The sequence below is a fragment of the Microcystis sp. M061S2 genome, assembly GCF_020245605.1.
Lineage (GTDB): Bacteria > Cyanobacteriota > Cyanobacteriia > Cyanobacteriales > Microcystaceae > Microcystis.
This window is the reverse complement of sequence record NZ_JADBUP010000072.1, coordinates 41,002-57,324: the sequence shown is the minus strand read 5'-3', so window position 1 is coordinate 57,324 and position 16,323 is coordinate 41,002. Positions and strand designations below refer to the sequence as shown.

Below are 16,323 nucleotides of genomic sequence, written 5' to 3'. Positions count from 1 at the left end.
AAGTGGGGAAAAACCGCTAATCTAGCAGTTTAAGGCTAAGTCTTGGGATTCTTTTTTCAAGAGATTAACGAGGGTTTCGTCACCATTCTCTTGAGCGATTTGTAAACGACGTTCCAGACGACGACGAATATTGTTCAGATGGATGCTAGAAAGGGTTTCCTCTTGGACAACAACAGGGGGTTTGACAACGGGCAACGGACAACTGTTTGGGGTGACTTGCCCGGCAAGATGAGGACGGGTGCTGTAGGCAACTCCACGATACTGACGATGCAGTTTCGGCTCTAATTGGAGCATATGGCGAGGATAATGGTGATTCCAGTCTTGACCTCGGTATTTACCGCCGATATCTCCAGTCTTCATCTCCAAGGGGAGAGAATCCCTTTCGTACTTAACTCCTCGATAGGCTAACGTCATATCACCGACTCCCTGCAATGCTTTAAAGTGACTTTAATCCCCCTTGTCGTCCCTATATAGGGACAACAAATGAAAAGATCTTATTTATTATTCTGTATCTATTTTTACATTTTGTTAGGGAAATTGAAAAAAATTTATAAAAATTTAATATTTTCTAGCTGGCGATAGTATCCTTTTCCGGCTGGGTTTGGTCGCCCACCAAAGGAGCCTCTAGGGGTTTGAGGATTAATTTTGGTTGCTCGTCCTCATCGATGAGACGAATTTGAATTTGCGGGCCAGAGGTGGCTAAACGAACCACCATACCATCGACGACGGCGGTTTTCTCGATCGCTTTGCCATTGAGAAACGTCCCATTTGACCCTAAATTTTCCAATTCCCAGTCATCGCGATCATTACGGTGGATTTCTAAGTGCCGCCTCGAAACCACAGCACTATAGAGAACCACATGATTATCCAGCGCCCTGCCGATGAGAATGGTTGACTGCTCATTGTCAAATTGCCAATGTTGTAGGGGCGTGGCCTGACTGGGGTGCAAAAGAGTTAAAGTGATCACGGTGACTGTTGTCGGCACGATAGAGGCGGTGAACAGGGTGAATTCTATCATAAATGTCAGGTGAAGACCGTTCGGCTGATCTCACGGCCGAAGCCCTCAGTTTTACCGAAGGGCTGAAACCGTTCGACTGAGCGTTCGACTGAGATCACGCCGAGATAATCAAAGATATAGGGTTCTAGTGCGATTCGTTCTTATCAGAAGTCTAACAGACGTGGATAGGGCAAGGTCACAGTAATTCCAAATTCAAACGGTAGCACAGAATACAGAACCAGTCTTACTCTTGCCTTTCAAAATGGAGTGAAGGGTTTGAACAGTGACCAAAGCTTCAACCTGTGGCCAAATACGGGCTAAAAACTGATGAAATTCTCGTTTTCGTATATTGCCAAAACGGAGATGTACTACTTTAGGTGGGGAAAAATCTAGCATTAGTCGCTCGGAAAAGTCCGCATCTTTCGTAACAATAACCAGTTTTTTATCCTTTGCATATTGCCAAATTTACGTATCCCTTGGACTTCTACCTAAAACCGAAACATGAACGATCGGTAAAGATGGAGTGAACAGGATTTTAGCTGGTAAATTTTCATCAAAGAAAAAACCATTCATGCAATTTTTCTGACTTCATAGTGATTCGCCATCAATCTTGCTGCAAATTGCCTACAGGCATAAATATCTTCTCGATTCAGAGAAGGATATTCTTCAAGGACTTCTTCAATAGAATCCCCTGCTGCCAAAAATTCCATAACTGTTTGCACCGGAATTCGGGTTCCAGCTATAACAGGTCTTCCATTACAAATATCTGGATTGATATGGATACGACTTTCCATTAAGGTTTTGTTACCTCCGTTATGAGGGGCTAAAACAAGCTACGTCACTCGTAGTTTTGCAATCACTGGACGATGATCAGATACACCTGAAGGCAGTGTGATGACCTGATCAACCCTGACATTTTGACTGACGAAAATGTGGTCAATGGGAATTTTTAGAGCTTGTTTCCAATGATCGAGATGGGATAGCGATCGCGCTCCGTCAGCGTAAAACCAGGTTGGATTTAGTCCATGCCCTAGATTGACACTGCGTAATCCTGAGTTAATGATAAAGTTGCGAAAATAAATCGACCAGGAGGTGAGGTTAAAGTCACCCATCATCACGGTGGTGATTGACTGCTGTGCTGCATAGGCTGCCAGGGCTACCATCGCCTGGTTACGATTGATAAAGTTAGGTATGGATATAGGGGCAAGGGGATGGGCAACAACAACCCGAATGGGGTGTCCTGTCACATTAACGCTTGCGAATAGGCTATGGTGGCGGGTTCCCAAGTTATCAGTCGTTGCCTCTGTAATGGGATAGCGGCTAAATAAACTCAGTCCGCCTCCCGTTGCGCGGTAATAGTAAGGATAAAGATCCTGCACCTTGTCTAGTAGCTCTGCGGCTTGCTCCTTGAGGGGTTCAACTAACCCGAATATATCTACGGGATTTGCCCGAACCAGGTTAGTCACGGCACTGGTCTCCCATAGTTGGTAGTTGACGTTGTAGGTCATTACGGTCAATGGGAGACCACCAGTTCTAGCATCTCGGAACCTCGGAACATACCAGGTAGCAATTGTGCTGACATAAAACCCCAGCCCTACAGCTAAGGTGATCATCAATTTCCGGCGGGAAGGGCGGAACCTGGGTAAAAACAGAGCCAACAGCAATATCAAAGTCAAGGCCGCAAACCAAAGATAGCCTGCCCCCAAAATCTCAAAGAGCCACAGCTTGTACCATTCTCCAGGGGTGAAGCTGATTAGCAACAGGCTAAGTGCGATCAACCACAGCAAAATACTGGTCAGCATAACATCTATTATTAGACGGATTTATTAGGTGAATCTTTAAGTTCTCCAACCAGTTTATAGGGTGTACAAAGAATCGGCAACTCAGATCTTGAGACAAGCCGTTAACCACAACAAGCCAGGCGTTAAGGCGCGTAGCGCCAGTCGGGTGCATACAGTTATTAGCTGGCTTCTGGTATTGCCAGCCACTGATTGTCTGAGATTTCCAAGGTTTTGAAACAACAGCGAAACGCTTTGCCTATTGGGCTGCAGGCATACACTCCGATTTGGCAATCGTCGGCTATCTTGTGTAAGTGTGTGATCCGCATTTGCAGCCAAGCCTGCCCATCATAAGAATTCTCTAGCAGAAAATCGCTCCCCCGTTTACTGATGCGATACCACATTTCGCGGTATCGTGAAGAAATGTCTTGCGTTGCCCAATCAGAATATCCCAAATTGGTCACCACAGAACCAAGCCGACTAGCTTGTTCGCTTTCATATTCCGTGGAAACTTTTATCCAATTCTGACTGTCAATCCGCACCATTAGGCCACATTGATCATATTTTTCCCGAGGCTGAAATTCTACTTGGGTCATTAGGGAAAAATCGCCAACTTGTCGCATCAATAAGCAATGCCCATCGTCTCTTTGAAAACCATAGTGCGTGTTTTGCCAAAAATCAGTTTTTTCATCTGTAGAAATTTCCAAGCCATTACCCAAACGATAATGCGTCGGCTCGTTGAGCCAGTAAAAATCATCTGACAATGCTGGCTGTAAAAAATTTTCACTAAGTCGCATAATATCGCTCCTAATCAGATACATCGTGATATTACGAGGCCAGCTAACCATTGATTATACAGAAACTTTCCGAATAACCAGAGTAAGGATATGGGGAAACTTTCGGCATATCACCCCGTTTTGTGGATTACTGACAATCAGCTGAGATACAAAGAACTTTTCAGCGACCCTATCACTAATTCTTCAATCTGACTGCACTTCGTAACAAAAATTTACAATTATTCGACGGCACTCGCACTCCCGTCCGTCGCTGTGCATAGATGTTTTTAGCTTATTATCATTTGCTTAAATCAATGTTTAAGGAACGCACCCTACCAGATTGGTGTACTGTTACAGAGCATCCAAAACCAAAACTTTTAAATCTGGGACAGCAGCTAAACGGGCATCATTGGTCAAGAAAAACATAGCACCTTCTCCCATAGCAGTGGCGATCTGAATTGCGTCTGGAGTGCGCAAGTTTTGTCTTGCTCTTAACTGGGCGGCAACTTCGGCAATCTCAAGGGAAATAGGTACAGTAATTAAGTTTTCTTGATCGAGAAGAATATCACGATACTGGCAGGCAAGTTCTACATTACCTGAGCGTAATGGATGCACCAAAACTTCCGTCAGCGTCAACGTAGAGGTAACAACTTGAAACTCGCCTCGACTTACTGCCCCAAAAAAGGCACGAACAAGCCCTAAATATGCCTGATTTTGCTCCATCATGTAAATGAGTGGCGCGGTATCCAAACCCACAACTTGACCTTGTAGTTGCATCAGCCATTCCATGAGGCACGTTCCTGATTAACGTACTCTTGAGCATCAAGTCCATTCCAGATTTCTTTTCCTAGTCCTTCTAGTTCCATAATGCTATGCTTGGGCTTAACAAGCATAGGGCGACGTACCATTACAGCTAACTCTTTTAACAAGCGAAGTTGCTCGTCTGGGGTGAGATTCTCAACTTGCCGGCGAACATCTTGATAGGTAGTCATGCTCTTTACTCCCTGTTTCTTCTATTAATCATGTCATATTGCCCACAGATCACGGCTCCAAAAAGTAAGGTAAAATGCCCCCATATTTGTCTATATCCGATCGCACTCCCGTCCGTCGCTGTGCCTAGACGTTTTTAGCTTATTATCATTTGCTTGAATCAATGACTATGGTGCGTTCCCCAAAATCGATCGGTGGAGCAGTAGGAGTTACATTAGGGAACGCATCCTACCAGATCGGCGATCATACTATTCCCAAGTTAGAGTTATGCCTTCTAGGTTACATACTCTCTGAATAGTTTCCAGTTTACTCTCAGTCAATTTCCCAAATAGGTGAACTCTCATTTTATGCTTAGGATAATACTGTCCATAACTCTTTATTTGCCCGATCGCTGATTTCCAGCCTTTTGTATTTTTAACTTCAATTATTTCCGTATTAGTTAAGACATCTATTCTACCTACCTTATCAATGTAAACCTCGGTTTTTCCTCCTAATTCCCTAGCCAGTTTGTCCCGATACCAAGCCTCTGTACCCTTTACAGGAGTATTTATCTCCGGCTCAATAACTATGCCATTAAGCTGATTAATAAAGTCCCGAATTGCTCCTCTTACTAATTTTTGAGCAGCATTGGGGGACTGTCTTTTCCGTGTAGCCATTACTTACTCAGTGAATAATTTAGAGATACCATACCCAGCTAAACCAATTACTGCTCCTACTGCCGCTACGGGAGCCATCGTCACTGCAACTGCCGTCCCCCCTACTGCTAATCCCATACCCCCAACTAATGCTGATATACCGGCTCCAGCACCCGCACCAATTGCCGCTGCTCCAATTGCCGTTGCGTCTTGTTCTTCTATTGCTTTTTTGGTTCCGTAAACTGCTGTGCCAACCACTGCTCCTGCTGCTGCTACTGGAGCCATACCGACTCCTAGAGCAGTTCCTCCTACAGCCAGTCCCATACCGCCAACTACTGCCGATGCACTAGCTCCAATCGCCGTACCCACTCCCACTGAAATCATTGCTTCTTGAACTTCTTCTGGCTTATTTTTGTCCGTCATTATTTTGCCTCATTTTTTAGGTTTAACTATTTGATTATACAAAAACTTTCCGAATAACCAGAGTAAGAATATGGGGAAACTTTCGGCATATCACCCCATTTTGTAGATTTCTGACAATCAGCCGAGATACAAAGAACTTTTCAGCGATCATAGCACGAATTATAATTCTTCGGGTAACTGAGCAGACTAACTAAAAGTGGCGATGGCGGAGCAAATTCTTTCTCTACTCCTGTACCTAATTCTCATTTTAACGGCTTTTTGGTTTATTAGCCCCCAAAAAAAGCCCCGTAGTCATCCCGCCTATCATCTTGCCTGTTTACTAGAAGATGCTCCTGAAAGCTCTTTAAAGGGTCAATTTTGTCCCCTGGCTACTCCCTTGGCTACCCCGATCGCCTGTACTGTTCCGCAGGTGTGGCGCAGTGTATATAGGCAGTCTCTGGCAAAACCGGATATTAATTATTGGCAATGGCGCGGTATGCCCGAAAATGAGCAGTTTTGTCGGGAATTAGGGGAATTATTGCGGTTAAATCCGGCTAGAGGTTACGCTAAGGAAATTCTGGAAAGTCTGGCCTTGGGTCAAGATCCTTTTTATCATCTTTACTGGGATCTAAAAGCGATCGCTAATGGTAACTTTAACACTATTGGCACTAATAAACTAGCTGAGGGCAGATTTGCCAGGCGAGATTTGCGAACTCATCAGCAGATGCGGAGGGATTTTCGTCAATGGCATTTACAAGCTTGTGAACAGTTGGGAAAAGAGCGGGTTAAAGCGGTTTATCGGGTGTGTTATGGGTCAGATTGGTCATTAATCGCCCAAATTCTCTATCCTTCGCCCCGTTCCTTGGCCGTGATGATTATAGAGTCGGCTAACCCCGTTTGGTGGCGAGTTTTGGGGATTACTCCTTTTACCACGACTAGCCGGATTGAGAATAATTATAAAACTCTCTTGTGTTATTGGCATCCCGATCGCAATTCTCATCCCAATGCTACAGAAATCACCGCCCATCTTAATCGCGCCTACGATTGTTATCAAAGTTTTCAGGAGATGAGTAGTCAAGATAATGCACCTTTGTGGACGAAAATCCGTCGCTGGATTCCTTAGACTTGACTCTAGTTTTTCCCTTGACTTTTTCCTTAACAAAAGAATGTTAGTCTAGGAACAATCTAGGACCACGCTTGCACTCTCAAGGTAATGAATCTAGTGCTTTTAAACAATCGCTACCAAATTGTTAGCACCCTTGCTAGGGGGGGATTTGGGGAAACTTATATCGCTATCGATACGAATATGCCTTCTCAACGGCGCTGTGTGATTAAAAAATTGCAGCCGGCTATTCAAAGTGAGGGGATGCCAGAATGGTTAAAAGAACGTTTTCAGAAAGAAGCAAGCGTTTTAGAGGAATTGGGGGAACAAAATCGCCAAATACCCCGTTTATACGGTTATTTTGCCCAAGATAATCACTTCTATCTGGTGCAGGAATGGATTGAAGGGGAGACACTAACCCAAAAACAGCAACGACAGGGAAATTTATCCTCCTCAGCAGTGCGGACGATTTTGGAGAATTTGCTGCCTGTTCTTGATTTTATTCACAGTCGCCGCATTATTCACCGGGATGTGAAACCCGATAATATTATCTTAAGAAATAGTGATAATTTGCCCGTTTTAATCGATTTTGGGGTAATGAAAGAGGCTGTCGCCACCTTACTCGATCCTACGGGAAAAAGTGCCTATTCGATCGCCCTTGGCACCCCCGGTTATATGGCTTCGGAACAGGCTGCCGGGAGACCGGTCTTTTCTAGTGACCTTTACAGCCTAGGCTTAACGGCGATTTTTTTATTAACGGGAAAAACTCCCCAATATCTAGAAACTGACTCGCGCACGGGGGAAATTCTCTGGCGACAGGAGGCAGAAAATGTTAATCCTAATTTAGCTATGGTAATCGATCGAGCGATCCGTTTTCATCCCCGGGATCGGTTTGCTACTGCTAGGGAAATGTTAGCAGCTTTGGCAGAAATATCCCCGGATTTGTCCACCCAACCGACTATCGCTGTTTCTCCCCATAATCCCCGATTAAAGTCCTCTACACCCCCAAAACCAACCGTCTCCCCCACTGTGGTTATTCAACCCAATTCTGGAGAAAAAAAGAATCCTTGGCTGCGGATTTTGCTGATTTTTGCGGTGACAATTGGAGCTTTTGCCCTAGGATATCGGGGATTTATGGCTCTTTTACCTAAAAATGAGGAAATTGAACCATTACCAACCCCTGAACCTTCTCCTAGTCCTGAAATCATTCCTCCTCCCTCCCAAGATTTTCCCCCTATCCGACGACCTTCTCGTCAACGGACTCCCATTTATTCCCCAACTCCCACTCCATCTCCTACTCCTACCCCAGAGGTGATTCCTACTCCAGAAGCGACTCCAGAATTAACTCCTAGTCCCACCCCAGAAGAAGTAATTCCTATTCCTGTTCCCCTTCCTGAAACGGAGCCAAGTCCTCAAGTTTCTCCCCTTCCTTCTCCTTCCCCTTCTCCTTCTCCTTCTCCTGTTCCAGAGGTGATTAATCCCCCGGTTAATGAGGATAAAATTGAACCGATCGCTCCTCCTGTTTTATCACCTTCTCCTCCTGAAGAAAATAGTAATCAATAGACTGCTTGCAGAAGTCGGAAAGGGGAAGATGATAATTTTCTCTTAAACCTTTGCCCTTTTCCCTACAATGGAAGATAGCTACTGTTTAGGCTTAATTCTTCTGATTCTATCTGCTCTGCCAGTTGACGCAGTAGATCAAAAATGCTAGTTAAGGTTTCCTCCGGTAATTTAGCCCTATTCAATTATTTCTATTATCCCCAGTCTATAATCTGGTTGGCGCGAGGTAATCCTGTTTAATTTAGTTTGCGATCGAGTGGAGGATCAGTCAAGGGAGAAGGCAAAGGCGAATCCGACATACTGCGCCACAATATCTCACGGAATGAGGATAGTTCGCCTGAGAAGGAGTAAAAAAAACAGGGGAAAACACCTGAGACTCTTTGCTCTGTGAATCGCTAATCGGGGAAAGGAATGTAAAGATTTATTAAAATGTAGCTTTTGATACAGTTGTGGGGGGGGGAGTGTGTATCATTCTGCCATCTCCTTTTAGTCTTGGGTTGGGCTGTTGCTTGATCTGGATGTGGGGGGGACTGTCCCATAACAGAGATTTTTCAGAGGTAAGAAATGAAAGGTTTAAATTTGGCTTTAATTTTTGGAACAGCCATAGGGCTTATATGTGATCTTAAACCTGTTCTTTCGTTTGATTTAAATTTTATAAGAGATGATGAATTTGCAGTTAATGTAAGGTTATTTCAAGGTAATATAGATAATGAAGGAAATCCAATTTTTCCTAGTGAGATTCAAGATTTTAGCTTAGTCGGTAATTGGTGGACAATACAAGGCACTATAACAGCAAATATAAATCAAGATCCTCCTGTGTCTTTTAATTCAGTTAGCATAAATGGTTCAATATTTCATAATAAGCCTACTTCTGATGGGCAAGATGGCAATGGTCCTGGAACTCCTTTTAATTTCAATCTTACAGTAGATAAGAAACCATTTCCTGGTGGAAGTGTAACTGCTACCCAATCAAGTGGTCCTCTACCTCATGGGGAACATTATGATACTTACACAGCTTCATTAACTGGTGTTTCTTTAATCGGATTTCCCCCCTTTGCTGGTTACGTACTAAAAATTCAAGGTAGACATACTCCCGAACCATCCGCCATCCTCAGCCTCCTCGCCATCGGAACACTCGGCGCAACTTCAACCCTCAAACGCAAACTAAACCCCTCCAAATTTACCGAAAAAGAAACCACAAAAGTAGGCTAAATTGCTTCTAAAAATACCATGAATGCCCCTTCATTCATTCAGTTGAGGGGGTGTTTTTTGCATAACTCTCTCAATTCTCATGATTTTAAGGAGTATGGTTTATCTTGCAAGCCGAGAGCTGCTACAATCTAAGATGACTGGTTATAGATGCTTTCAAGATGACTAAAACAGCAGAAACCCTCAAAATAGAACTTGCTCAACTTTCTGTGCAAGATCGCGCTGAACTAGCTTACTTTCTCATCCATTCCTTAGATGAAGGTGTAGATGACAATGTTTTAGAGGCTTGGGATAGAGAATTAACTCAAAGATTAGCCGAAATTTATGCTGGAACAGCCAAGGGTGAACCATCGGATAAAGTATTATTGGAATTACGAGAGAAATATTCGTGAAACCTGTTATTATTCACAGTGAAGCAAGACGAGAACTTGACAATGCTATTCAATATTATGAGAAGCAAAAGATAGGATTAGGGCTAGATTTACTATCTGAAATTGAACAAGCTCTCGAAAAAATTAAAATTAACCCTAATCTGGGAACAGCCCATACTATCGAAGGGATGCGCCGTTATCTCATTCGCCGTTTTCCTTACATCATCTTTTATGTAGAATTTGAAGCATTTATCTGGGTAGTTGCGATCGCACATGGAAAACGTAAACCTGATTACTGGAAAAAGCGAAATTTAGAATAATCGAGATACTCAAAACTAAACTAAAACCCTCCCAATCCATCGAAAAAGAAACCACAAAAGCCAGCTAAATTGCTTCTAAAAATACCATAAATGCCCCCTTCATTCAGTCAGTTGAGGGGGTATTTATATCGTATTTTTATGTTATCTTGAGGGGATTTATACCGCTTTGCGGAAGGCAAAAGTCTTATACCATAAGCCTTTCATGTTCCTAATTTTTACAATCCAAATCAATCATTAATGTTACCAGTATAAAATAAATAAGAGGGGTTATTCATAATGAGTCCACATCCGTATAACTTTGACAACTTTACTCTTCTGGAATAAACTGGTCAACCAAAGGATGCTGACAGAACAAATTAAACCTTTAGCCAAGCAAAAATATCCACTGCTGATATTGACCAACGTTCTAATCCTTTAATCACTGCTAAAGGCTCATTATTTCCTTCAGTTGCAATATGTACTTTCGGTAATCCTGTTTGAAAAACGGTGACTGACTTTGCTGAAGGAGCAATCAACCAACCTAATTCTGTTCCTTGTTGTAAACAGAAAATAATCTTTTCCATCCCTAAGGTAACAGATTGTTCGGGAGAGATAATTTCAATAATCCAATCGGGATAACGTAAAAATTTATCAGCCATTTCTCCATCTAGATCTCTTGGCAAATTCTCCCAACGAATCACCGCCATATCTGGCACAATTGAACGTTCTGCAAAAGTACAACGCAATTCAGGCAGAGCATAAGCTAATTTTTGAGGTTTAGTCTGTTGATTAATGGCAGAGGCTAACTCAAATTGTAAGATGCTGTGTTTTCCTTTGTCCATAGGTTTTTGAGTGACAATTCCATGATAATATTCCCTAGCAGGCTTAGTTTCTGGAAGGGCAAGAAATACTTCGAGGGAAAGGGCTTGTTTATCTTCTATTGTGGCAAACATTGATTGATTTCTCCGCTCTTGAGTTGTTTTCTATTATAAGCTCCTGACTTCTTACTCTCAGGTAAGTTTTTGATTTTTACAATAGGTCTAATCTAAAAATACGGGTTTTTCTTTAAGCTCTAGCACGAAAAATTTGATTAGCAGTGAGGTTTAACTCTGGAAAAATCCCTGAAATAAGACGTTGATCCTGTTTAAATAAACTACCTTGATATTCTCCATCGATTAATTGATAGATAGAAATGGTGGGTTCTTTGGGGCTGCCGATATATCGGGCCGAACCTTTGGCTAAATAATCGATAATCCAATATTCGGCAATTCCTAATTGTTCGTAGTCGTCGAATTTTTTCAGATAATCATCTCGCCAATTGGAACTGACAATTTCAATAATTAATTTAGCTGATGTTGCCAGAGAAATTGAGGAAGCGGTTTCCCAATAGGGATCGTTAACTAGATTTTCTCTGTCTAAGACAATAATATCGGGTAGATAACCTGTATGGGGTCGAAGGGGTTTTACTGCCGCAGTATTAGGGATAAAATAGGGCAATTGCTGCCGATTTATCTCTAAGAATAGGGTTCCAGAAACAAATCCGCCAATTTCTTCGTGTTTTCCGATCGGTCGCATCATGGCCAATAATTTTCCTGCGATTAATTCGTATTGTTGTCCATCATCGGGATATTGATTGATATAGTCATCAAAAGTCAACAATTGGGGGATGGTTTGGGTTGTGGTCATGGCAGTTAGGGGAATAAGAGAGATGATTTTTCTAGATTCTAACTCGATTAACGACGTTGCCACCAAGTCAATCCAGCTAGGGTAAATCCTACTAAAGGCATCACTACCATCGCTATCCAAAAAATAGCGTTAGCTTGCAGGGGATTTAAATTAATTCTTCTATTTTCTGGTTCCTTGGCCCGGATAGATAAGGTGGCTGTTTCACCACTGGCTAACCACTGCACAGAATTTAAAAATATATCTCCGTTTAACTGTTGTTCAAACAGTCCATCGCTGGCAAAGCTGGCATTACCAATCACGATTAATTTACCTTTTTTTCCCGTCAGGGCAACTCCTAGATCAAAGGGGCCAGCTAAATCTTTTTCAGTGTTAAACTGGAGATTCTGATCATTTAAATCACTCTCGGCCCACATTTTATCATTAGTAATCATTAAAGATACGGCTTCAATTCCTTCGATGGGAACGGTAGCGATGGGACGAGCAAAGGGAAAGATAGAAATACCGTTAGCAAAATCGCGAGTAATCGGATGATTGCCGTAATTGGTAATAATGGGACTAGCCGGACCTAAACCGATGATTTCCCCAGCACCAGAAGCATCAATAATAATTCGATTATCTAGTTTCACACCCCAAGGGGTTAATAAGGGTTCTAATCCGGTTTCGGTTTGAGGGTCAATCAGTAATAAAATTTTGCCCCCTTGCTCAAGATAGTTTTTTAACGCGGTGACTTCCTGGGGAAATATTTTTCTTTTGGGACTGGCAATAATAATGACATCGGCATTATTGGGAATGGTGGAACGTTCCACTAGATTAAGTGGTTCTACTTGATAACCTTTTGCTTCTAAACTATTGACTGCTTGCACTAATCCACCTTGAGGCTCTTTGATGGCATTTTCTCCATGACCTTGCAGAAAGTAAGCGGTTAAAGTGCGATCGGTTTTAGCGGTTTCGATGGCGTTACTCAGTTTCGCTTCCGTGAGATTTTCCTCTTCACTAATAGTTTTTAGGGGTTGTTTTTTTTCACCATACTGTAGATAGACTCTGGACAGATTATCATCGGCTAGTTTTTTAAATTCCTGAGCGATATTGGGTTTTTTCTCTGGGTTAACTATCTCGTACTGAAATTGGGGGTTTTTGCGTTGATAATTGGCTAAAAGTTCCTGTTCGTTGGCACTGATTCCCCGGGTTGAAAAAATCCAGACTTTGACTGGTTTTGACAGATTGGTTAATAGTCTTTCGGTTTGGGGGGATAAACTAAAGATTTGGTTTTCGGTTAAATCAACTCGATAGGGATAACGGAGGGCAAGAAAGTTAATTAAACCGATAACACCGAGGACAATAATAGTAGTAATAAGGGTTTGAGTGCCGGTGCGGGTACTTCTTTTTTGCCAAAAGTCTTTGGAAGTGATTACTAATAACCACAGCCACCCTAGAAACAGAATAGCCCCGGCAATTAATAACCCCAGAGAGAGGGATGACCATTGACCGGAGATTAACCCCACGGTTAGGCCGGCACTACCCAGAAAGAGGGCGGGTATATAGAGAAATTTACTGTATTTTTGCCAGTATCTCATAGTTAGTTTCTTTGATAACGGTCCGCTTCGATAGATTGAGTAGTTAGAAAGATTCCCAGCAGAATATAACTGAGGAGGATGACTAAACTACTACTGTCAAAAATTCCCCGCACGAAATTGTTAAAGGGTTGATACCAAGATAGATGGGAGAGCAATTCTTTCAGGAAAAATCCGATCTGTTCTCCCACTTCTCCTCCGATGCGATCTCGAAAGAAGGTTTCGGCATTGTTAGCAATTACATCCAGTATCCAAATAAATAAGATGGTGATAAAGGTGATGATGTAAGCAAGGATAGAACTATTAGTAAGGGAAGAAATAAACATCCCGATGGCTAGGATGGCCGCTGCCAGTAAAATTAATCCTAGATGAGCCATTAAAACACTGGCTATATTCACCGGGGGAACTGCGCTACTAAAAACCACTATTTCATAAATCCAGAGGGGGGTAATCATTACGGTAAAAAAGGCCAACACTCCCAATAATTTACCGATGGCAATACTCCAATTAGTCAGGGGGGAAGTGGCTAAAAGTTCTAGGGTTCCCTGTTTTTTTTCCTCTGCGTATAATCCCATAGACAGGGCGGGCAAAATTACCAACAATAAAGAGGATAAAATAATGCCGATGAAAGTGGTCATAAATTCAGATACCGTATCTCTGGCTACCAGAAATCCCGATTGTTCCTGGATACTAACATCGAGAATAATGCCGTAGAGAAGGGAGTTAAAGAAAAATCCCGCTACTAACCAAAATATACCCATAATGATATAGGCATTGGCGGCGGTAAAATAGCTTTGAAATTCCTTGCGAAAAATCGCCCAGATATTATTGATCATGCCTCTCCTCTTGTTGGTTACTTTCCCCGCTGCCGATTACTTCCAAAAAGATATCTTCTAGGGTTTTACGCGTGCGACGCATTTCTAATAAGTTATAACCATTGTTGACAACTATTCTAGCAATTTCTGCCCCTAGGTTTGTCCCCGCTTGACCAACAATTTTAAGCAGGTTATCGCCGACTTTTGCTGCTTGCTCGACTTGCGGCAGTTGTTGCAGGATTTCTAGCAGGGAATCCCTATCACCCTCGATCTCAATTTCATAACTGGAACCGGCAGGGGTAGCGGTAGTAATATTATTGGCCACGATGCGACCCCGATTAATAATTGTCGCTCGATCGCAGGTAATACTCACTTCTGGCAAAATATGAGTGGAGAGAATAATTGTATGTTCTCCCGCTAAACTTTTAATCAGATTTCTTACCTCGATAATCTGTTTCGGATCCAATCCTACTGTCGGTTCATCTAAAATAATTACCAGTGGATCGTGTACGATCGCTTGGGCAATTCCCACACGCTGTTTATAACCTTTGGATAACTTGCGGATAATAACTTTTCTTTTTTCTAGTAACTGACATTTACCTAAAACTAAATCTACCCGCGCTTTTCTATCCCCCGATGAGATGCCTTTAATCCGTGCCACAAAATCGAGAAAACTTTCCACGGTCATCTCTGGATACAGGGGGGGATTTTCAGGAAGATAACCGATGCGACGACGCACTTCTAAGGATTGTTGATGCACATCGTATCCCGCTATCCTTGCTGTTCCTGTCGTGGCAGGAATATAACCAGATAAAATTCTCATAGTCGTGGTTTTTCCGGCTCCATTTGGTCCCAAGAAACCGAGTATTTCTCCTTTTTCTACGGTAAAATCCACGTCACTGATTGCCGTGGTAGAACCATAAATTTTACTCAGATGTTCGACTTCAATCATAAGCTTTATCAGTTATCAGTTATCAGTTATCAGTTACCAGATGTGAGTTTTCAGTCAATAGTGTTAAGTGACAAGTTCGGAGCTTTCTTTTCACTGATTACTGATTACTGCTCACTGATAACTGATTTTTCCCAGACTATGATCCCGATTAATTTCTACCACTAGCTCTGCTTGTTTGAGCAGGGGTGGCAGAAATAATTGCGGATGTAAACTTTTCCAAAAATACTTGACAAATTCCTCGATTTCTGATGGGTTCATACCTCCTTTTGCTTCGGCCGCCTGTCGCCATTGTAAACTGTAACGGTAGTCAAGGGGATAAAGAATCAGTAAGCGATCGATTTTTGACCAGAGGGGTAGATATTCTCGCAATCTTTGATTATTATCTCTGGCGAATTGTCGGTCTTCTTCCCTATTAATCGGATCGGGGGCATGATCAAAGACTGTTTCTTCTACTGGATTCATGCCCACAAACCAACCCTCGAAAAAAAGAACATCAACTCGTTCCACTTGTTCCGCTGCAATTCTATCTCCTTGTCCTCGATGCAGGGACTTGTCAAAACGCGGGATTAAAATCGGACTTTCTTGCTGACAAACCTGTTCTAAAACTTTAATTCCTAATGCTATATCATGAGTACCCGGTGGACCACGCCAGCGCAATCTTTCATCCTTTTGACGCAATTTTATTCGCTCATTATAGGTCTTATAAATATCATCTAAAGAGAGATTATTTACTTTTAAATCAAAATAGGCTAAAATAATCGACATTATAGATGTTAATGTGGTCTTTCCCGTGCCTTGGGGAGCCAAAATGCCTTGAATCAACGGTTTTGCGTGGCTGCGTAGCTCTAGCGCCCAAGGAATCCACAAGCGCCAACAGCTGATCAAAATCTGATTTGGCTGATTTATCCCTAACTCCTGACATTTTTGCCAGACTCGCGGCCAGAGAATCGTTAATAGTTCCGCCCTTTCCTGTAGGATGAGAGTGTTAGTCTCCCTAAAACTTAAGGATTCGATCGCTAGTAGTTCTTCTAGATCCGCGTCAGTTAAGGGATTTTTGTCGATTAATCCCTGTAAAATCGTCAAAATCTTCATAGCTGTTATCGGAATTAGGAAAAAACGGTCCCAGTGATTCAGGAGTAATTCTCTGGGGTTAGCCACCCATACCAGCAGATTAATCCAG

At 42.4% G+C, this 16,323-nt stretch carries 21 protein-coding genes; 5 read left to right on the top strand and 16 right to left on the bottom strand.

Going from position 1 to position 16,323, the window contains the following annotated elements; all coding sequences use genetic code 11:
- Positions 1 to 21: 21 nt before the first annotated feature.
- From IM475_RS12815 to IM475_RS12770, 10 genes are all read right to left on the bottom strand, one after another.
- A complete protein-coding gene (locus tag IM475_RS12815) occupies positions 22 to 414 on the bottom strand; it encodes a DUF4278 domain-containing protein (protein WP_002799162.1) in 393 nt (130 codons plus the stop codon).
- A 154-nt stretch (positions 415 to 568) separates the two neighbouring features.
- Positions 569 to 1,018, bottom strand: coding sequence for an FHA domain-containing protein (locus tag IM475_RS12810; protein WP_287659115.1), 450 nt, complete (start codon positions 1,016 to 1,018; stop codon positions 569 to 571).
- A gap of 192 nt (positions 1,019 to 1,210) precedes the next feature.
- Positions 1,211 to 1,429 carry a DUF5615 family PIN-like protein gene (locus IM475_RS12805; RefSeq protein ID WP_287659116.1) on the bottom strand — a complete coding sequence of 73 codons (219 nt, stop codon included), beginning with the start codon at positions 1,427 to 1,429 and terminating at the stop codon, positions 1,211 to 1,213.
- Between the two features lie 137 nt (positions 1,430 to 1,566).
- The gene (locus tag IM475_RS12800; protein ID WP_287659114.1) at positions 1,567 to 1,791 is read right to left on the bottom strand and encodes a DUF433 domain-containing protein; all 225 of its coding nucleotides are present in this window, start codon (positions 1,789 to 1,791) and stop codon (positions 1,567 to 1,569) included.
- Positions 1,792 to 1,830: 39 nt separating this feature from the next.
- Positions 1,831 to 2,799 carry an endonuclease/exonuclease/phosphatase family protein gene (locus IM475_RS12795; RefSeq protein ID WP_287659113.1) on the bottom strand — a complete coding sequence of 323 codons (969 nt, stop codon included), beginning with the start codon at positions 2,797 to 2,799 and terminating at the stop codon, positions 1,831 to 1,833.
- A 158-nt stretch (positions 2,800 to 2,957) separates the two neighbouring features.
- Complete coding sequence (locus IM475_RS12790) at positions 2,958 to 3,572, bottom strand: DUF1349 domain-containing protein (RefSeq protein ID WP_002734072.1); 615 nt, start codon at positions 3,570 to 3,572, stop codon at positions 2,958 to 2,960.
- 330 nt (positions 3,573 to 3,902) lie between these two features.
- Positions 3,903 to 4,340, bottom strand: a complete 438-nt coding sequence (locus IM475_RS12785; RefSeq protein WP_287727791.1) for a type II toxin-antitoxin system VapC family toxin — start codon at positions 4,338 to 4,340, stop codon at positions 3,903 to 3,905.
- Entirely contained in the window at positions 4,328 to 4,543 is a 216-nt protein-coding gene (locus tag IM475_RS12780; RefSeq protein ID WP_002746864.1) for a hypothetical protein, read from the bottom strand. Before IM475_RS12780 ends, IM475_RS12785 begins: the two co-directional genes overlap by 13 nt.
- Positions 4,544 to 4,789: 246 nt before the next feature.
- Positions 4,790 to 5,197 (bottom strand): hypothetical protein, encoded by a 408-nt coding sequence (locus IM475_RS12775; RefSeq protein ID WP_287685926.1) that lies wholly within the window; start codon positions 5,195 to 5,197, stop codon positions 4,790 to 4,792.
- Between the two features lie 3 nt (positions 5,198 to 5,200).
- A complete protein-coding gene (locus IM475_RS12770; RefSeq protein ID WP_002746868.1) occupies positions 5,201 to 5,599 on the bottom strand; it encodes a hypothetical protein in 399 nt (132 codons plus the stop codon).
- Positions 5,600 to 5,801: 202 nt separating this feature from the next.
- Here IM475_RS12770 and IM475_RS12765 point away from each other — a divergent pair, with 202 nt between their 5' ends.
- The 5 genes from IM475_RS12765 to IM475_RS12745 all read left to right on the top strand — a co-directional run bounded on the left by IM475_RS12765 (position 5,802) and on the right by IM475_RS12745 (position 10,140).
- The gene (locus IM475_RS12765) at positions 5,802 to 6,701 is read left to right on the top strand and encodes a J domain-containing protein (RefSeq protein WP_287727790.1); all 900 of its coding nucleotides are present in this window, start codon (positions 5,802 to 5,804) and stop codon (positions 6,699 to 6,701) included.
- 90 nt (positions 6,702 to 6,791) lie between these two features.
- Positions 6,792 to 8,243, top strand: coding sequence for a serine/threonine-protein kinase (locus IM475_RS12760; RefSeq protein WP_287727789.1), 1,452 nt, complete (start codon positions 6,792 to 6,794; stop codon positions 8,241 to 8,243).
- A 561-nt stretch (positions 8,244 to 8,804) separates the two neighbouring features.
- Positions 8,805 to 9,452: a PEP-CTERM sorting domain-containing protein gene (locus tag IM475_RS12755; protein ID WP_287659107.1), complete on the top strand. Its 648-nt coding sequence runs from the start codon at positions 8,805 to 8,807 to the stop codon at positions 9,450 to 9,452.
- Positions 9,453 to 9,610: 158 nt separating this feature from the next.
- Positions 9,611 to 9,841: an addiction module protein gene (locus tag IM475_RS12750; RefSeq protein WP_002798429.1), complete on the top strand. Its 231-nt coding sequence runs from the start codon at positions 9,611 to 9,613 to the stop codon at positions 9,839 to 9,841.
- The gene (locus IM475_RS12745) at positions 9,838 to 10,140 is read left to right on the top strand and encodes a type II toxin-antitoxin system RelE/ParE family toxin (protein WP_002798430.1); all 303 of its coding nucleotides are present in this window, start codon (positions 9,838 to 9,840) and stop codon (positions 10,138 to 10,140) included. Before IM475_RS12750 ends, IM475_RS12745 begins: the two co-directional genes overlap by 4 nt.
- A 356-nt stretch (positions 10,141 to 10,496) precedes the next feature.
- Here the strand turns inward: IM475_RS12745 and IM475_RS12740 are convergent, their stop codons facing one another.
- The 6 genes from IM475_RS12740 to IM475_RS12715 form a co-directional block, all read right to left on the bottom strand.
- Positions 10,497 to 11,072 (bottom strand): Uma2 family endonuclease, encoded by a 576-nt coding sequence (locus IM475_RS12740; RefSeq protein WP_287727788.1) that lies wholly within the window; start codon positions 11,070 to 11,072, stop codon positions 10,497 to 10,499.
- 112 nt (positions 11,073 to 11,184) lie between these two features.
- Complete coding sequence (locus tag IM475_RS12735) at positions 11,185 to 11,805, bottom strand: Uma2 family endonuclease (RefSeq protein ID WP_287727787.1); 621 nt, start codon at positions 11,803 to 11,805, stop codon at positions 11,185 to 11,187.
- A gap of 47 nt (positions 11,806 to 11,852) precedes the next feature.
- Entirely contained in the window at positions 11,853 to 13,379 is a 1,527-nt protein-coding gene (locus IM475_RS12730) for a GldG family protein (protein WP_287727786.1), read from the bottom strand.
- Positions 13,380 to 13,381: 2 nt separating this feature from the next.
- Positions 13,382 to 14,212, bottom strand: coding sequence for an ABC transporter permease (locus tag IM475_RS12725; protein WP_002784956.1), 831 nt, complete (start codon positions 14,210 to 14,212; stop codon positions 13,382 to 13,384).
- Positions 14,202 to 15,143: an ABC transporter ATP-binding protein gene (locus IM475_RS12720; RefSeq protein WP_287727785.1), complete on the bottom strand. Its 942-nt coding sequence runs from the start codon at positions 15,141 to 15,143 to the stop codon at positions 14,202 to 14,204. Before IM475_RS12720 ends, IM475_RS12725 begins: the two co-directional genes overlap by 11 nt.
- A gap of 111 nt (positions 15,144 to 15,254) precedes the next feature.
- Positions 15,255 to 16,235 carry an ABC transporter ATP-binding protein gene (locus IM475_RS12715; RefSeq protein WP_287727784.1) on the bottom strand — a complete coding sequence of 327 codons (981 nt, stop codon included), beginning with the start codon at positions 16,233 to 16,235 and terminating at the stop codon, positions 15,255 to 15,257.
- Positions 16,236 to 16,323: the final 88 nt, after the last annotated feature.